The organism is Microbulbifer sp. CnH-101-G, assembly GCF_052466775.1.
Genome location: NZ_CP174292.1, coordinates 1,042,773 through 1,058,556, shown reverse-complemented (window position 1 = coordinate 1,058,556; position 15,784 = coordinate 1,042,773). Strand labels below are relative to the sequence as shown.

At 43.3% G+C, this 15,784-nt stretch carries 12 protein-coding genes; 4 read left to right on the top strand and 8 right to left on the bottom strand.

The window, feature by feature from the left end; all coding sequences use genetic code 11:
* Positions 1–130: 130 nt before the first annotated feature.
* The 3 genes from ACJJID_RS04820 to ACJJID_RS04810 form a co-directional block, all read right to left on the bottom strand.
* The gene (locus ACJJID_RS04820; protein ID WP_444922605.1) at positions 131–595 is read right to left on the bottom strand and encodes a GNAT family N-acetyltransferase; all 465 of its coding nucleotides are present in this window, start codon (positions 593–595) and stop codon (positions 131–133) included.
* A 422-nt stretch (positions 596–1,017) separates the two neighbouring features.
* Positions 1,018–1,791, bottom strand: a complete 774-nt coding sequence (locus ACJJID_RS04815; RefSeq protein ID WP_444921715.1) for a hypothetical protein — start codon at positions 1,789–1,791, stop codon at positions 1,018–1,020.
* A 256-nt stretch (positions 1,792–2,047) separates the two neighbouring features.
* A complete protein-coding gene (locus ACJJID_RS04810) occupies positions 2,048–3,445 on the bottom strand; it encodes an aminotransferase-like domain-containing protein (protein WP_444921714.1) in 1,398 nt (465 codons plus the stop codon).
* A 154-nt stretch (positions 3,446–3,599) separates the two neighbouring features.
* Between ACJJID_RS04810 and ACJJID_RS04805 the strand changes: the two genes are divergently transcribed.
* The gene (locus tag ACJJID_RS04805) at positions 3,600–4,490 is read left to right on the top strand and encodes an EamA family transporter (RefSeq protein ID WP_444921713.1); all 891 of its coding nucleotides are present in this window, start codon (positions 3,600–3,602) and stop codon (positions 4,488–4,490) included.
* Between the two features lie 62 nt (positions 4,491–4,552).
* On the opposite strand, the gene ACJJID_RS04800 is transcribed toward ACJJID_RS04805, so the two are convergent.
* Positions 4,553–6,724, bottom strand: a complete 2,172-nt coding sequence (locus tag ACJJID_RS04800) for a jacalin-like lectin (RefSeq protein ID WP_444921712.1) — start codon at positions 6,722–6,724, stop codon at positions 4,553–4,555.
* A gap of 537 nt (positions 6,725–7,261) precedes the next feature.
* On the opposite strand from ACJJID_RS04800, the gene ACJJID_RS04795 reads away from it, so the two are divergent.
* Positions 7,262–8,212, top strand: a complete 951-nt coding sequence (locus tag ACJJID_RS04795) for an alpha/beta hydrolase (RefSeq protein WP_444921711.1) — start codon at positions 7,262–7,264, stop codon at positions 8,210–8,212.
* Positions 8,213–8,271: 59 nt separating this feature from the next.
* On the opposite strand, the gene ACJJID_RS04790 is transcribed toward ACJJID_RS04795, so the two are convergent.
* The gene (locus tag ACJJID_RS04790; RefSeq protein WP_444921710.1) at positions 8,272–8,592 is read right to left on the bottom strand and encodes a cupin domain-containing protein; all 321 of its coding nucleotides are present in this window, start codon (positions 8,590–8,592) and stop codon (positions 8,272–8,274) included.
* Between the two features lie 262 nt (positions 8,593–8,854).
* Positions 8,855–9,322: a hypothetical protein gene (locus ACJJID_RS04785; protein WP_444921709.1), complete on the bottom strand. Its 468-nt coding sequence runs from the start codon at positions 9,320–9,322 to the stop codon at positions 8,855–8,857.
* Positions 9,323–9,990: 668 nt separating this feature from the next.
* On the opposite strand from ACJJID_RS04785, the gene ACJJID_RS04780 reads away from it, so the two are divergent.
* Positions 9,991–10,545, top strand: coding sequence for a hypothetical protein (locus ACJJID_RS04780; RefSeq protein ID WP_444921708.1), 555 nt, complete (start codon positions 9,991–9,993; stop codon positions 10,543–10,545).
* A gap of 643 nt (positions 10,546–11,188) precedes the next feature.
* On the opposite strand, the gene ACJJID_RS04775 is transcribed toward ACJJID_RS04780, so the two are convergent.
* A complete protein-coding gene (locus ACJJID_RS04775; RefSeq protein WP_444921707.1) occupies positions 11,189–12,661 on the bottom strand; it encodes a lytic polysaccharide monooxygenase in 1,473 nt (490 codons plus the stop codon).
* Positions 12,662–13,550: 889 nt separating this feature from the next.
* Here ACJJID_RS04775 and ACJJID_RS04770 point away from each other — a divergent pair.
* Positions 13,551–14,150 (top strand): hypothetical protein, encoded by a 600-nt coding sequence (locus ACJJID_RS04770; RefSeq protein ID WP_444921706.1) that lies wholly within the window; start codon positions 13,551–13,553, stop codon positions 14,148–14,150.
* A gap of 119 nt (positions 14,151–14,269) precedes the next feature.
* Here the strand turns inward: ACJJID_RS04770 and ACJJID_RS04765 are convergent, their stop codons facing one another.
* Entirely contained in the window at positions 14,270–15,763 is a 1,494-nt protein-coding gene (locus ACJJID_RS04765; RefSeq protein ID WP_444921705.1) for an APC family permease, read from the bottom strand.
* Between the last annotated feature and the right edge of the window lie 21 nt (positions 15,764–15,784).

Sequence of the window (15,784 nt, the reverse complement as noted above, 5' to 3'; positions counted from 1 at the left end):
GTCAAACAAAAAAATACCGGTAAAACATCTATTAGATTGCAATTAGGCTCAGGAAAGGAAACTACACGAATAGAAGGCGAATCTATTTCAATATCTATCGTTCCTCTTAGATTTATAAACCTAGAGAGTTCTAAATCTCTAACTTGAGCCTCTCACCATTAGAGTTACCTGAAAAACCTTCTCGCCGATAAAAATCTTCTGTTCTTTTCCACTTTTCCTTCTCTGGTGTGCTCACTTCCAAGCGAGACCAACCCTGCTCCCCTGCAAATTGAATCACCCGGTCAAGTAATCTTTTGCCGATCGATTGGCTACGGTATTCAGGCTCTACGTAAAACTCTTCAATCACACCGTAAAAACCTCCGGCATAAATAGCCGCAGATCTGGACACCGTAATAACTGCTATAGGATTATCCTCAACATAATAAAGGAAGGCATTAAAACCACTATTACTGGCTAGCAATTTACTGCTCGCCTCGGCTAATTGTTCAGCGTTAATTTTGCGCTTATGTCCCACCAGAACAAATAGCAACTTGGCAACCAAGTGCGCTACTACGGCAGCCTGCTTAGGCGTGGCGGGTAGAATTTCACCCTGCATCAATCTGCTCCCTGATCCTGTCAATCCTAAAAATAAGCCACCCCCGGAGAATCCCCGAAGCTACTTAGATAAAAATGTGATCACATTTGCAGCCTATCAGTCAGCAGGCTCAATAGCAAGGCGTGTCGAATATTGACTAAGACACTCAATGCGGGAAGATAGAGAAATAGTTTTCACCTAAAACACTAGGCAACAAAAGTACCGAGCAGAATTATTAAGGGGCATTCATCGTGAGTCACAAAAGTCTTGATATGCTGATTGCTGAGAACAGCCATTTGAGAAGTTATGGATGAGGATAAGCAGCGCTGTTGTAGAGATTTATTGAGAAGAGGAGAGTGAGAGAGGCGATGCATACGCTGAAAGCCCCCACTTGCTGAAAGCCCCCACTAACTAAAGGGGGCTTTCATAGTCAAAGAGATTTATTAATCCCAGCGATTAAATATAACGTGCATACCGTGATTATCATCACTAACAAATACGAAATAACCGGCATTCGTGTACCTGGAAGCACACACCTTGGTGCCGCCTGAAGTCTCTGCACACTCCATTTTGTAAGCTTCAATACCTGTCGTTTCATAGGCACACTGCTCAGACTGCCCCGCCAGGTTTTGTACAAGATCACGAGTAGTTCTAGCTAAAACAAAGCGGTAATCACCGAAGTAACGATAGTTATACGCATCCTGGTAATAAGCCTGGGAATCCCAGCCAGAACCCAGCAGATCGGAGTAACATTGCGCAGGGTTCGCTACCCACAGCATATCCATGTCATTGGAAGAATGTACCCCAGGCCAGCGTTGCTGATCATGCTTGGAAAGTACTACGTTTGTGGAATCAACGTAATCCTTTACAACGACATAATCGCCTTCATCACTTTCAATACGGCAAATTGGCGCACCGCCAACAAATTCATCACATTGCACGTCATCCAGTGTAATTTGGGTGGTGGAAGTGATACAGCTGGCTGCATAATTTTTTGCCCAGTCCTTCACCGCAGTAATGGCATACTCGCGTTTATCTTCGATTTCATAGTAAAAATCTGAAAAAATGCGATATACCTCGCGGTCGTTAGTATTGCTTTGAGTCGCAACCTCTGAACACTGACTAAAATTCGGTAAATCAAATGTTGTATCTGCCTGAGCAGGGATGGTGCCAGCAACAGCCAAAATTGACGCAGTTAATTTTGCAATAGTTTTCATTTGTAGTCCTCCATGAATTAACTCTCTCAAAATCGGCGCGGATTCTAGCAAAGGGAGGCGGGCAATTGAAATATTTTTGTCATGTCGTGACAGCGCTAATCATGGCAAACAACATCACCGATGGAGTAATTTCAGGTGTCAAACCATCTGCAAGTGAGTGCGCGCTATTAGACTACGGGAGGCCTAAATAGAAATTTAAATCTAATCAACATAACAGGCTTAATTAAAAAATTTACTCAAAAGCTATACTTTTGCTTCAAACACTCTGATTGATCAGCCCAACCAGCCGCTCCAGCTGTTTTCCTGCTTGAGAATACTCCCCTATCTTATCTTTCATAGGAAAGCCACAGTTAACCCTTAAGCAATCTTTATAATAATTTAGGGTACTAAAGCATGACCCTGTCCTTATATCCAAGCCTTGCTCCTGGGCAAGACACGCAAAAAGCTGTTCATTTAACCCAGGAATCTGTAGCCATAAAACCAGTCCACCTGCAGGAGCACTGATACGGGCCCCAAAGGGGAGTCGGTCAGTCAAAAAATTACGATACTGAGCTACTTGCTCTACCAATCTAGGCCTCAATGCCGACAGATGCTTGGCATATTGGCCACTAGCAACAAAATCGGCCAAACCCAATTGGAGAGGTGAATTTACCCCTAAACTTTCACATTGACGCTGATGCCTGTAGTCACTTAGATAACGACCAGGCAAACACCAACCCAGCCGATAACCAGCACTTAGCGTTTTTGATATAGAGCCACACCATAGTAAATAACCCCCTTTATCCCAATGGCATACTGGCAGTGGAGGGGTACCTCGGTGATCAAGCTCATGGTAAATATCGTCCTCAATAATTGGGATGCGGTATTTATTCGCCAACTCGGCTAACTGCTGTTTCTGTGCAACATTAAGACTGATGCCGGTTGGGTTCATGTGGCTACAGGTAAAAAGCCCTGCACTAATACTCCTTTTTTGCATCTGTAACTCCAACTGATGCAAATTCAATCCCTCAGCGGTAGAAGGAATCTCCACAACATTCCTCCGCATTCTTGCCAGGAGTTGAAGGAGCCCGCTGTAGCAAGGGGAACTAATGGCCACCGCATCTCCGGGTCTAGTAGTTACTTCCAGCGCTGTGCGTACTGCATCGAGACAACCATTGGCGATCACAAGCTCTGAGGCTTGAAAGTGGAATCCTGAGCTCCCAAAGTGCTCACTAAGCGAACGACGTAGCGGTAATTCTCCTTGAACATCAGGATAAAGGCATACCCTCTCCCCCTGACTTCGAGTGGCACGGCGTAAGCTTCGCTCCAAACCATAAACTGGCTGCAATTCCGCAGCCAACTGAGTTATTCCGAGTGGTCCAGGCAGCACAGAATAGGAGGGCCCACCTGTACTCGGCGCTGTTGCCTGACTAGCAAAAGTAGGCAACTCGGGAAGTGTCCCCACGATTAGAGGCTGTCTCACATAAAAACCAGACTGAGGCCGGGCTTGTACCCATCCTATCTCCTCAAGATAACGATAACAGTTTAGTGCGGTAGTCATGCTGACCTCATTCTGCTGGGCAAGCTGCCGTAATGAGGGAAGCTTTTGCCCCGCCTGCACTCTCCCCAGGCGCACATCGTCTATTAAACGATCAGCCAGACTCTTATACCGCATGACTACTCCCCTCCGACATCCACAGCTCGCCCTGAACACAGGCCCTTAAGGGGAAGCAAATCAACAAACTGTATACTTTTTTTGGTTCAAATCTGTATCTGTACCAAATCCCAGAATGCACAGAAACTATCCCGATATCAATGGGACTGAAGTTATGCGCTATAAAGACCTGGCATTGGGAATTTTTGTGACGGTAATTTGGGGGATGAACTTTATTGCTATCAAGATGGGCACCACCAATCTCAATCCAATGCTTCTGACCGCCCTGCGCTTTGCTCTTGCGGCAATACCGGCCATTTTCTTTATACCCAGACCTCCCGTAGCCTGGCGATATATCCTTAGCTATAGCCTGGTATTCGGTACGGGTATCTGGGGACTAACCACTTATTCAGTTACAGCAGGGCTTTCTCCAGGGATGGCTTCATTGCTTCTTCAGCTCAATGCAGCAATCACTGTATTGATCGGTTGGATGATTCTAAAAGAAACCATAAGCACTCAAAAGTTGTTAGGGGCCAGCCTGGCGCTCTTAGGCCTGTGGCTAGCCTTGCTTATTGAAGACGGTAGTGTCAGCTTTTTCGGCGTGAGCCTGGTGGTAATGGCAGCAATCTGCTGGGGGGTTAGTGGATTAATAATGAAGGCTGCGAACACTAAGCAGGTTTTCGCCTTTATCGTTTGGAGCCTACTATTCGCTCCTTTTCCTTTAATCGCTCTTGCGCTGGCTTTGGAAGGTAAAGAGATTTTTTACAGCCTAATTGAAATAGATAAGCGAACTATCTTTTCAATTCTATTCCAGGCTTGGCCTACCACATTACTTGGCTATTGGATCTGGAATCGCTTGGTCGTCACTTACCCGCTATCTACCATTGCTCCCCTCACCTTACTGGTACCAGTTTTTGGACTTTTTGCGAGTTGGCTATTTTATCAAGAGCCTCTGGGGCCAATTAAAATAGGTTCAGCTTTATTAATTATCTCAGGATTGCTGATTGGACTAATCAAGTGGGATAAGAGAAGAAGTGGAAAATCGATGCAACCAAATGCTTCTTAATCACTAAATAACACTGTATTTTGAGCGGACAGGGTTCTCCTATCCGCTCAAAATTCCGAGGTCTAAGGCAAACAAGATGATGTAGAGAAGAAGTATTTCACCTCGTAATCACTACACACCTCTGTAGCGCAGAAGAAACGATAATTAGTACCAATATCTCCGACAAGTAGATCTTCACCAGTTAGCCTATAGTCCAACTTGGAATCCGCTAAACGTCCGACGATGCCAACTACATCCCCTACTTCACAATTACGGGAAATGTTACCAGCCGCTTTCTGCTCATTAAAACTTTCATAGTCTATGCCTCCCGAGGATGGATCATCATTGTTGAGCCAGTCGGTCGCATAATATCCGGCATTAACTAATGAGTTGGAAAGTTTATGCACCCCTAAAGCATTAATTTCATCCCCATGACGACCATGGAAAGCAAATAGCTGCTGGGTTGAGGTAGAAGAGTAGGCCGTACAAGAACCCTGTTGAGAGCCACCAGAAACTGTCTCACCTGTGCTAGAAGTCAGTTTCAAATAATAAACACTGCCGGAACTGTATTTTTCGTCGTCCCAGCAAATTTTGACATCATCAAGGTACTCCCCACTCGTAGTATCAAAATTCAGAACAGAGCCCATTGAACCCCCATCTCCATCGCCATACTCCATGCAAAGTTCATGTTCACTCGCATTTGCATGGCTGACAGCTTGCCGGAATTCATAACAGGCCTTTAAACCATCAATACGGCTTCCAGAACGAATCTGCACTGACTTAAGATTCATCGTGCCACTTCCGAGTAGCTTACGCTTAACAAGATCGATAGAATCAAATGAATCCCCACCAGTTCCACCAATCTCATCTTTTTTCAGATAGCCAAAATCAGAGTAAGCTTCCTGGCTCGCAAGCCAGAATCCATCAAATACTTTGTAGTAATTCACCCAAACCGAAGTGGTTATCCCCTGAGCATTCCTTTCAGCATAAAGTTCAGAGTTCTCAAGGGCATTGTAGGGCATTCCATAGCGATAACCTTTAGCAGCACAAACACTGTAGCCATCAGACCAGGCACCAGTGGGCTCACTGATATGCCAGTTGCGATCATCATCCACACAGGCAAATACACGTTCTGACGAGCAATTGTAATCTCGGATCTCGCCATCATTAGTCAGCCAACTACAGTTGTGTTCGGTACCCGGTGAATCATCTCTCCAAGACCACAAATAGTCTTCTATTTGTGGAGCCTTGGAAGCACCAATAGTTGTTGCATTGGCTTCAACCAAAGCCAACTCAATCAACTGATAACCTGCTTGCGCTTTTTCTTGAACGGTATCACCGTAAATTTTAATATCGTTTTTGCTGTATTCTGTAGTCGCATCCAGTGCGACACTGAAATTCCCGTTTTTATAGTGGGTAGTCACACTGCTATTGCCATCAGAATCCGCTGTCAATTGGCTGGAGTTTTGTGCCAAGGGTTCATTGGAAGTCAGATTGCCAGAAGCATCCATCTCATCCACACCAATCCAGACATTTCTTAAATACTTGCTGGTATGTGACTCATCGTGATAATCGCAAAGATTATCGTCTACGGTATGTGGGTAATCTCTGGGGACCTGAGTAAAAAGAATAATATTCCGTCCTGCATCCAGCACGTCTTGCTTTGTCAACGTTTGCACCGGTAATGAGGCGCAATCACCTTCGGAATAACCCCAGTCCGTTGGCTTGAAAACATAGTCCCCTAAGCGGCTCTCTATCTTCTCACCAATTTTGTTTCTGAAATTTTGATGATAGTCGGAGTCGTAGGCTTCAAATTTTATGAACAACACCTCATCCTGATTATCTTCAAGAAAATCGGTGATTTCATCAAAGCCATCCCCCAGAGTTGCTGCAGTACCAGCCATATAAATACACATGGTGGCCTCTTCAAGCCCCATATGGCACATATGTGGAGTAGAGCTAAAAGTGGATGAAGGATAGGTATCGTACTCCACCAGGCGGATGCCACGATGGAATAGTTTTTCCGGAGCATACCATTGGTTAACATCAGTGTAGACTCCCTGGTCCCACTGGTAAGAGGCATAGGCGTTGTGCGCGCCGGCCCAAAGCGTTTTAGATAAAGGTGCCCGGGTGTCGATTTGTCCCTGTGAATCCAGTCGCTGTACCTTTGCATCACCGCTATCTATTTCACCAACTGCCATCATCGACACTGAGATTCCCAGTACCAGAAGAGGAATGGAGTTTATTTTTAGCATTATTTATTCCTGAAAGATTACTTGATAGTGGCTACGCCAACTTAAGAGCGTTTCCTCGAACTTATTCAATGAATTAAAAAATTAAAATAAGCACTAACGTTCCAGGAAAGAAATTACCCTAAAACTCTGCGGCATCAATACGCGCTTAACGCTACTTAACTATTTCACAATGCATGCACATTTCCGGGCGAGAAAACCAATGGATAGCTTCAATTTCCCTACGCTATTCACTTCTTATATTTCAAAACTCGCATAACGAGTAAAAAAAATACTCGAAACCAACTTACAAAGTTGCTTTTTCATAAGATTTCGTATTTGGTACAAGAGAACCACCAGTAAACGATATCATTCCGGTATGACCATTAAGTTTCAGTTTTACTTTTCTTTCCTGAATAAACTGGCTAATTGACCACGTCACGAGGAGGATTCAGGCACCATTTACAACACACTCGTAGAAAAATGGACAAAGCTATAGGCGCCCGGATTTTTCTTCCTAAGAAGTTGAAGTCTGCACCAAATCAAAAGTACGGATACACAATGGCCTTTTCAGTTGACAGGGATTTTACCCAGGCACTTGATAAATTTAGCGCGCTACTAGAGCCAATAGAACCAATCGCCGTTGGTGATGTGGCAACAAGGCGTGAGATTGGAGAGAGGGTTCTTAGAGAAGTACTTCGCACGCAGCCTATGCCAAGTGATGTTTTAATTGAAGATTTTCTGGTAAAGGCAGCGGATGGGTCCAGTATGCTGTTACGCTGGTATTGTAAGGAGGGTTCGACACCGGGCTCAGCAGTACTCTACCTGCATGGTGGTGGCCTGATCTTTAACGATGTTGGGATTTACGACCGAGCAGTCGCAAACTATGTCTCTAAAAGTGGGGTTCCATTTCTCTCAGTAGATTATCGTAAAGCGCCGGAGCACCCCTTCCCTACCCCTATTGAAGATTGCTTCTCCGCATTGAGCTGGCTACATAAAAATGCCAAGCAGCTAAATGTAGACCCCAATCGACTAGCTGTTATGGGAGATAGTGCTGGCGGGGGGTTATCTGCCGCACTAACCATCCTGACAAGAGAGCGGAAAGGCCCCTCTTTGGCAAGGCAAATCCTTATCTACCCAATGCTTGATGATCGGAATATTATCGAGGATCCAAATCTGGCCCCTATAGTACTCTGGACCAATGATGACAACCTCACCGCCTGGCGTGCCTATCTCGGGGATGCCGCAGGCACAAACAACGTTAGCCCTGTAGCTGCCCCGGCACACTTGAAAAACGCTGAGGGATTGCCTCCAGCATATATTGAGGTGGGCGAGCTGGATATCTTTCGTAATGAAGATATCCAATATGCACGGCTACTCACCAATGACGGGGTGAGCACAGAGTTTCACCTGCGCCCTGGTGTTATTCATGCATGGGAAGTATTCGCACCAGAAATCCCAATCTCCGTGAGAGCCATGAATGACCGCATCCGGGTTATCCAATCTTTTTAATCACTTCACTAAGCTTACAAATGTAGTTCTGCACGATAACAAAAATATGCTGAGGTAATTTATTCTTTGCCATCTGAATTAAACCAAAACTCGATTTCATCAGTATCCTGTTCAAAAGAAGCGGCATGTTCGGTATAGGCGGGCACATGGTACCAATCACCAACACCAAATCGTTGAACAACACCATTCATAGTCAGTACCAGTTCCCCTTTTGTAATCACCCCATAATTATCCGTTTCATGGACATGGGCTGGAATAGTCGTGCCTGCGGGATAAGAAGCAAAAAGTACATCACTTCCTTTCGCTTCAAGTTTATAGGCATCAAAGCGACCATCATATAGTGGCAACTGTTTAATTCTATTGGGGTAACTTCCAGACATAATGCAGACTTCCTTGTTATAAAATCCTAATCTCACTCCAAAAAAGAAACATCAATTCAAAACTGACAAGGAGTGAAATACACACACTTAAAACATCACAGCAGCTCTCAAGAGAAAACCTCTGAGAGCGACAAATATAATCTTAACTATTTTCAAGAAAAGCAAGGCATTTATAGTAAATAATATCTTTCTAGAAGGATGTACCAAATGAAGTTAACGGCCACCAAATCCATCGCCCAGTAGATATCACATTAAAACTTCACTAGCGGGTTTTAACCTCAATTGAGAATTCTGCACCCTCTAAAGAATCGAAGTAGTCTGGGTTAGCAGGATCATTGATTAACTTGCCACTAAACGAGACTCCCTCCTCCTTTTTCTGTTGCTCAAATAGATCCGGGAGTGTATTTTTCCTGGAAAAATCATATCCTTTTCCAGATGTAACGCCCTCCTCAAAGGCAGCACTAATATCTAGTGGTTTATGACGTACTTCTTTGACGGGCACATTTTGTTCTTCATGCTTATCAGCCCTACTCCTGCCAATCTCAACTTCAGGTGAAGATTCTTCTTCCAAAGATTCAACTAACCCTTCAAGGTCCACCAAGACATCATCCAGTTTTACCGAATCACCTCTTGCCTTATCCGCAGCAATATTGGAAATTTTTGAGCTTTCTCTTGGCGGCTGAGAAGGTTTATCACATGCTACCAAGATAAAAAGTGAAATGAGTATCAAACCATATCTAAACATAATTACTAAAAATAAAAAATATTTTGTCGAGACCGAGGTTGCAAAGCTTTGAGAAAAGCATCTGTAGCTATGCCTAATGTTACCATAGTCTTATTTAGCATGAAATCCTGAACTTGTTAGGTAGATACTCCAAAAGCTAACCATCCAGTAGAGCGATTTACTATAAATGGTATATTCCATATCCTCGATTACCTCTCCTCGCTTACCCTGGGTAACCCAGCATCCAGAGTAGAAAAGGTAAATCATTCTGATCAGCGCGACAAATCACCACCCACTTATAAGCCCATCGACCTCTCAATTCCGTACATCTTAGATTTGCACTCAATCACCTCCTCTTAATGCACTGAATATGAAATAAAAGAGATTGCGACATTTAGGACCAAGGAAGGCATAAATATCCTTTCTGATTATAAGTGAATTTAATCATACCTGACCAAATAAGAGGCGTACTATTCAGTTACGGTTTAAAATTTCTCGAAACAATTTGGCACCCCAACTATCCTTATCAGATTATTCATAACAACTCCCTCGAAATGACGCTTTATTCACACCCCAAATATCCACCCTTTCGAATAAGCTTTGTTGGTAACAACGATACTTCCCCCATGAGAAATCTTTTAACGTCAGCCAACCAAATCAATCTGAGAGATAAGATGAATACAAAAACATCAATTCTTGCATCATTGTTTTTCACATTATTTTCTAATCTACCCCTGGCAAATGAGACATTTAATAATGTATTAGACGACTCTGATTTTAACTCTTTAAAGTCTGTAGCTAAGCGAGCTATCGACAAGCAAGATATTTCCACATCCGATGTGGTTCAACTAGCGGGCAGGTCCAATTTTCAAGTTGAAGAAACCAATGAGTCTATAGATATCTATTTATCTGTTGATGGAAACTCTGTAATCATCAACTCAGAAAGATCTGATAGCGATTCTAATCAAATAACTACATCCATTAGAGTCGCCAATGCAAACTATACAATCGAATTCGATAGTGACAACCGCGGTGGTGTTATGCATGGATACGGGTCAACGCTTGGGGTTGAAGGCAAAATACTACTTTATGTCACTTTGGCAAAGATGGAAGAGAACAGATGGCGAGAATCCAGTAGCTTGAGTAAATCCCGACTCTATAGATTGATTAATTGGCTTTCTGAAATGCCCGCCGGCACAACAATCAACACTACCAAACTGGGAGAATAAACCAGCGGGAGAAATATATTCGGGCAGTTAGCGATTAAATGAAACATCTCAATCCAAATAATAAGGAAAAGTAGAAGTAGAAGTAACTTTAAAAATACAATCAAATATGCAAACTAACCAAGTCGCAAACTATCCCCCACCCACTTAACCAGCATCAGGTTTAAATTCGAATAAAAAGATAAGTATTCTTTTCGAAATTTAATTACAACCTTAATGTTTCGATCCGCTAGAGATAGTGATAAGTAAAAGAATTATCAATCATAAAATTTTAATTTGTAAGATATCAAAAGAAAGCCAAACACCTCAGAAAACTTTATCTTGAATAACATAAATAAATATGAAATGAAAAAGGAAAACTAAAATACAAATTAATGTTCAGCCTGTGGACTGTATGAATTCATAAAGCTGTCAATCAGGTGGCCAAACAACCATTGATTCTACAACATTAGATACTGGGGTATATCGATAGCGTTAGAGAGAAATGGTAAATGATAAATCCCTTCAGGAATTTATGCTAATTAACTCAAAAATCAGCATACTTTAGCGATTAACGAGATACCAGGTTTTTCGCCTGCCCTCGGTATTAAAACGGGCTTCTCTCTAGAACCGCCTCCCCAAGAGGAGACGGCTAGGAGTACCTAGGTTACTGGCAGGAACTCTGCTCCCAGTACTGGGGTGCAGCCGAGGGGGACCACCAGTTGGGCCCAAAAGTAGAAATATATACCTGGCCCTCGAAAGTTACTCGATCACCGACTTCATAGCCCCCATCACCCGCGTAAGGCTGCTGAAACTCAGGGCAAGAAGCTGCCGAACCTTCATCACCGCTAGCATTGTCATCGACACTATTGTCATTGCTATCGTCTGATCCCGTGCCAGTATCACTGCCAGAGTCATCACCCTCTGTCTGGCATGTGGTTTCGCTCCACAATGTGGGCGCTGAGCTCGGAGACCACCAATTGGGCTCGTGCTTAGATTCGTAGGCAACCCCTTCGTAAATAACTACATCGCCAATCGAGTAGCCTGGATCACCAGCATACGGCTGCTCGAAGGTTGCACAGCTGCTGCTTCCTGAACTCCCAGTATTCTCACTATCACCGGTTTCTCCAGAATCATCGTCACCTGTAGTGGCATCATCCTGGTCAGCGCTAAGTTCGTATCCAATCTCAACATTTCTCAGGCCGCTACTGCCCAACAGGTAGATGCTATTGATACCGTACAACGGCTCAAAACTACTACTGCCATCATAATCACCGGCTCGAATGCTGGATTGCTCCTGATTGATTAACTCAGCTAGATCGTGAGACCAGTTTTCGGCAATCCCCTGTTCACCAGAAGTTATCTCCAGAACAGTAGAGTAAGAATCGTTTTCGCCGGTACTATCAAAAACACGGGTATACACCTTATCCCCAACATTTAAGTCCTGAGTTGGGTTAATTGTGCCTCCAACACTCCATTCAGTATTGGTTACATTATCACCGTCGAACTCTACGTCGATAACGTTATAGAAGGCATTCACCGTGTCCCCAACATCCCAAACAGCAAGAATCACATGGTAGCCCTCACGATTTGGCACCTGACACTCGTGAGTCATATCTGTTGGAGGCTGCTCATAGTTCCCATCCACTTCGCAGAAGGGATCAAGATCAAACTGGTCTCGAGTCAAGGCAGAATTCGGGTTCCAGTTTTCCTTGGTAATATAATATTTCCAATCGCGGCTTACATGGTTTGCAGTAAAGTGCCATTTAAAGGTTTGCCAACCAGAACTAATATAGTTTTTAACCCAACGATCAGAAGATTGTTCATTCAATTCAGACCAGGAGCTATTCCCAGCACTGGCGATTTGGCCATCGGCTGGGCCACTATCAGGGAACCCCTCGGCACCCTCAACACTTTGCGGCTCCCACTGGACAGCGCCACAGCCAGTATTCATTTCTCCAGTATCAAGAGGGTATTTGCACAGAGTTCCACGTGCAGAGGCAACACCACCATCAGCTGCTTCTACATAACCATGGCTAAGTGCATTGGAGCTGAGTCCGGCCAGTACTAAAGCCATTAATGCATGATTAAAAATAGGTTGTTTTAATACAGATGCTAATTTGGTTTTCTGGTAAATCATATTTCTGCCTGTTATTCAATTTTGTCCAATATCCTTCCCCTGTTGAGCTAGTTCCTTAGCCAGTTGAAGCATGTGTATGCCTCAAGAGCAGCGTTTGCGACAAAGCTATGGACCGCCTTCAATTAGTACGGTTCCTACCGCCAGGCCAAAAAAAGATGAAAATTACAAAAATGGGAGCTCAGTAATTTGTTCCATTAAAGCAATGAAATGAGGAATAAATAAACTAAAAAACCACCTTCCCTGTAAATTTTAACTACATATAAAGGCGCTGACATCAAGCTATAGCTTAAGATTAGAAATCAAGCAGTGATTAAAACTAGCATTTAAAGACCTGAAGATAATCGATAGATCTCGACCTGAAATAAATCACATAAAATCCATATTTCTTACACAATTGAAATGTAACCTTGACTATTATTGTGTGTAAGCATATTGAATTTGCCCCACAAGCACACCAAAGAAAGCCTTTGCCTTTTTAGCTTAAAATAACCAAGCTTGCCTCCCACTATCTAGCCAAGCCTGATCCGCAACAAAGGCTAACTGTAGATCCCGTTTACTCCCAAGCATAGAATAACGTCTTGTTAGATTCTTAAATAACTCTGTATCTATGGCTTACTCAATATTCATTTAGCCAGAAGCAACTATAAAAACCACTCGAAAAGTAAAATACCCCCGAGACAAAACCAATATCAATTTTGCCGAACCTGTTTGACATAAATCCTCACCTTCATAAATAAATGAACTACCGCGTCGATAACTAACCAACCAATATCAGTCGTCAACAGTGTAATCTGATGATATTGAAAAGGCTCACCATACAATTTATCGTTATACTGCTTTAGACCAACCGGTCACATAACTTACAAATTTCCAATAAGGAGGTTCGGTCATGGCAGTTCGATTGGGAGGCGGTTATGCTGCTTATCGTTTCAGACCTGAATGTACTTGGGTGACTGGCACCAATGCAGGAACGTTACGCTCTGATGGATATGGTTCCTGTGTGGGGCTAGTACTCTATAGTGGTGCACCCAGAAAAATTGGGGTGGTCGCGCACTTTTCTGGCTCTATGCAAGTTCAACAGGTAAGGGATGATGCATTCGAGATCATGGCAGCGGTCTGCCCTATTGCGCCGGGAAGAAAATGGCGGGGATGGGTTTTTGGTGGCGTATCCCTTAATGGTAACTCTTCACATCAAACCATGAGTGGGAATGGGTCCAGCCTGATACATACTCGAGCCTTAATTGATACAGTACGTGGTGTGCTAGAATTTAATCGAATGTTTGATGTTAATTTTAACATTAGCAATTTAGAGAAATTCAACTTCAATAGCCAGGGAGTATTCTCCGAGATGAATTTACGTCGGGGCGGCAACTACGTTGGCCACCAAGGTGTTAAGTTAGATCTTGCCTCTGGCCGAGTTACCTGGGATGATCTCAATCATGGCTCTGGTAATTCAAAAGCCAATAAGATGATTAACTCTATGGTTTGACCAATAGATTTTGACCTGGTAGATATTAGCTTTTCGTCTCCAGGTCTAACTTGACTCTTCAGTAAAAAACACTAAGCCTATAAAGCGCCTCTCTACGGCTTTAGTTTAAACCCTCTACTCTACCCTCCCCTCTCCATATTGTGACTCTTGCAAAACTCCACATAGGGACGAGATGATATTACTCGATAAAAAACTGCAGATACGATCACAACCAGCCACATACTCGAGACAAAATATAGAACCCACAAGTATGTCAAGAATGGCAAGGTGAAGACAATTAACTTATGAACTCCTGCTCCGGAAATATGTAATGTTGCATAAATAGATACTAGAATGCTCAAGGAAACACATAGCAAAAGTAGCGACGAAGACTCCAATGTCAGCATCAGTAAGCTCAATAGAATAAATACAATAAGTCCAAACCAGCGAGTATTAGGCTCAAGGGCCCCCATGCTGATAGGCGCAGCCATATAACTGACGACATGATATCCGGTCACAATTACCATAAGTGCTGCCCAGCTATCCGCATTAGCTAGAACAATCGCTGCTAAAACCCAGTTAACTAGAATCGATCGCCTGGAAATATTGTGTACCGGATCCAATACGGCTAGCCATCGAGGCATTTGTCCTACTTGTGCCATCCCAAATAAAATTCTTGATGAAGCACCAAGATACGTATATCCAGAGGCAGAAGGGCTGGTAACACTGTCTACCAACAATACAAGCGCCAGAAAATGCAGGCCAAGAAGAGTCGCTAAATCTAAGAGTGGCGATGCAAAATTCAACCCCTGCCAACCGCCATTCTCAATCAATAGCTCATGTGGCACTGCTTCCATAAAGGCAAATTGTAGCGACAGGTAGACTAATGTGATAATAACTATCGAAAGAATAATAGCCAATGGAATATTGCGTCTGGGTTTTTTGATTTCACTAGCAAACGCAACACTCACTTGAAAACCATTGTATGAATAAATAAGTCCAGCACCAATAATGGCAGAGAATGCACTATGGAACTCAAATTCCTGATTAGAAGAGAGAGAAAAATTAGAACCAGTTTGATTCCGCGTGAAAACTACAATGAGCAATACCGTAAGTGCAAATAGCGGGGTAAATATTTTCAGTACTGTGACCACGTTGTTGATTTTAGTTAACCAGCGAATTCCATAAAAATTAACCATCAGATAAAGACCCAAAATACTAAGGGCTAGCACTTTCCCCCAGGTCGTAAGCCTATAGTTTTCTATCAGTAAAGAGGATCCAATTGCTGATGAAAGGTACTGTGTTGTAGCTTGAGCTTCTGTAGCAACCACCATCAGAATGCCAAACCAATTAGCAAAGGCAAAAGGCATACCAAAGATATTGTTATACGATAAAGCACTGGCTTGAGCTAATGCTCCCCTTACTGGATGAATTGCTACGACACGAGCAAGACAAAGGCCTACCATCAAAACCAGAGCTGCTGTTAGGATCCAAGCTGCGAATGCCCAGTTGCCGGCATATCTCGCTGTCAATTGAGCACTGAAAAGCCAGCCTGACCCAATCATGCAGGTTGCGCTGAGCAGCGTTGCACTAAGCAGTGTAACTTTTTTCTTGCCGCGCTTGGATTGTTGCATATTGAATATATGTTTAAAAAA

Bases quoted from the DNA above. Each gene is read 5' to 3' on its own strand.
- ACJJID_RS04775 (WP_444921707.1), bottom strand. From the start codon at position 12,661: ATGATTTACCAGAAAACCAAATTAGCATCTGTATTAAAACAACCTATT.
- ACJJID_RS04780 (WP_444921708.1), top strand. From the start codon at position 9,991: ATGAATACAAAAACATCAATTCTTGCATCATTGTTTTTCACATTATTT.
- ACJJID_RS04810 (WP_444921714.1), bottom strand. From the start codon at position 3,445: ATGCGGTATAAGAGTCTGGCTGATCGTTTAATAGACGATGTGCGCCTG.
- ACJJID_RS04820 (WP_444922605.1), bottom strand. From the start codon at position 595: ATGCAGGGTGAAATTCTACCCGCCACGCCTAAGCAGGCTGCCGTAGTA.
- ACJJID_RS04800 (WP_444921712.1), bottom strand. From the start codon at position 6,724: ATGCTAAAAATAAACTCCATTCCTCTTCTGGTACTGGGAATCTCAGTG.
- ACJJID_RS04805 (WP_444921713.1), top strand. From the start codon at position 3,600: ATGCGCTATAAAGACCTGGCATTGGGAATTTTTGTGACGGTAATTTGG.
- ACJJID_RS04790 (WP_444921710.1), bottom strand. From the start codon at position 8,592: ATGTCTGGAAGTTACCCCAATAGAATTAAACAGTTGCCACTATATGAT.
- ACJJID_RS04795 (WP_444921711.1), top strand. From the start codon at position 7,262: ATGGCCTTTTCAGTTGACAGGGATTTTACCCAGGCACTTGATAAATTT.
- ACJJID_RS04815 (WP_444921715.1), bottom strand. From the start codon at position 1,791: ATGAAAACTATTGCAAAATTAACTGCGTCAATTTTGGCTGTTGCTGGC.
- ACJJID_RS04770 (WP_444921706.1), top strand. From the start codon at position 13,551: ATGGCAGTTCGATTGGGAGGCGGTTATGCTGCTTATCGTTTCAGACCT.
- ACJJID_RS04765 (WP_444921705.1), bottom strand. From the start codon at position 15,763: ATGCAACAATCCAAGCGCGGCAAGAAAAAAGTTACACTGCTTAGTGCA.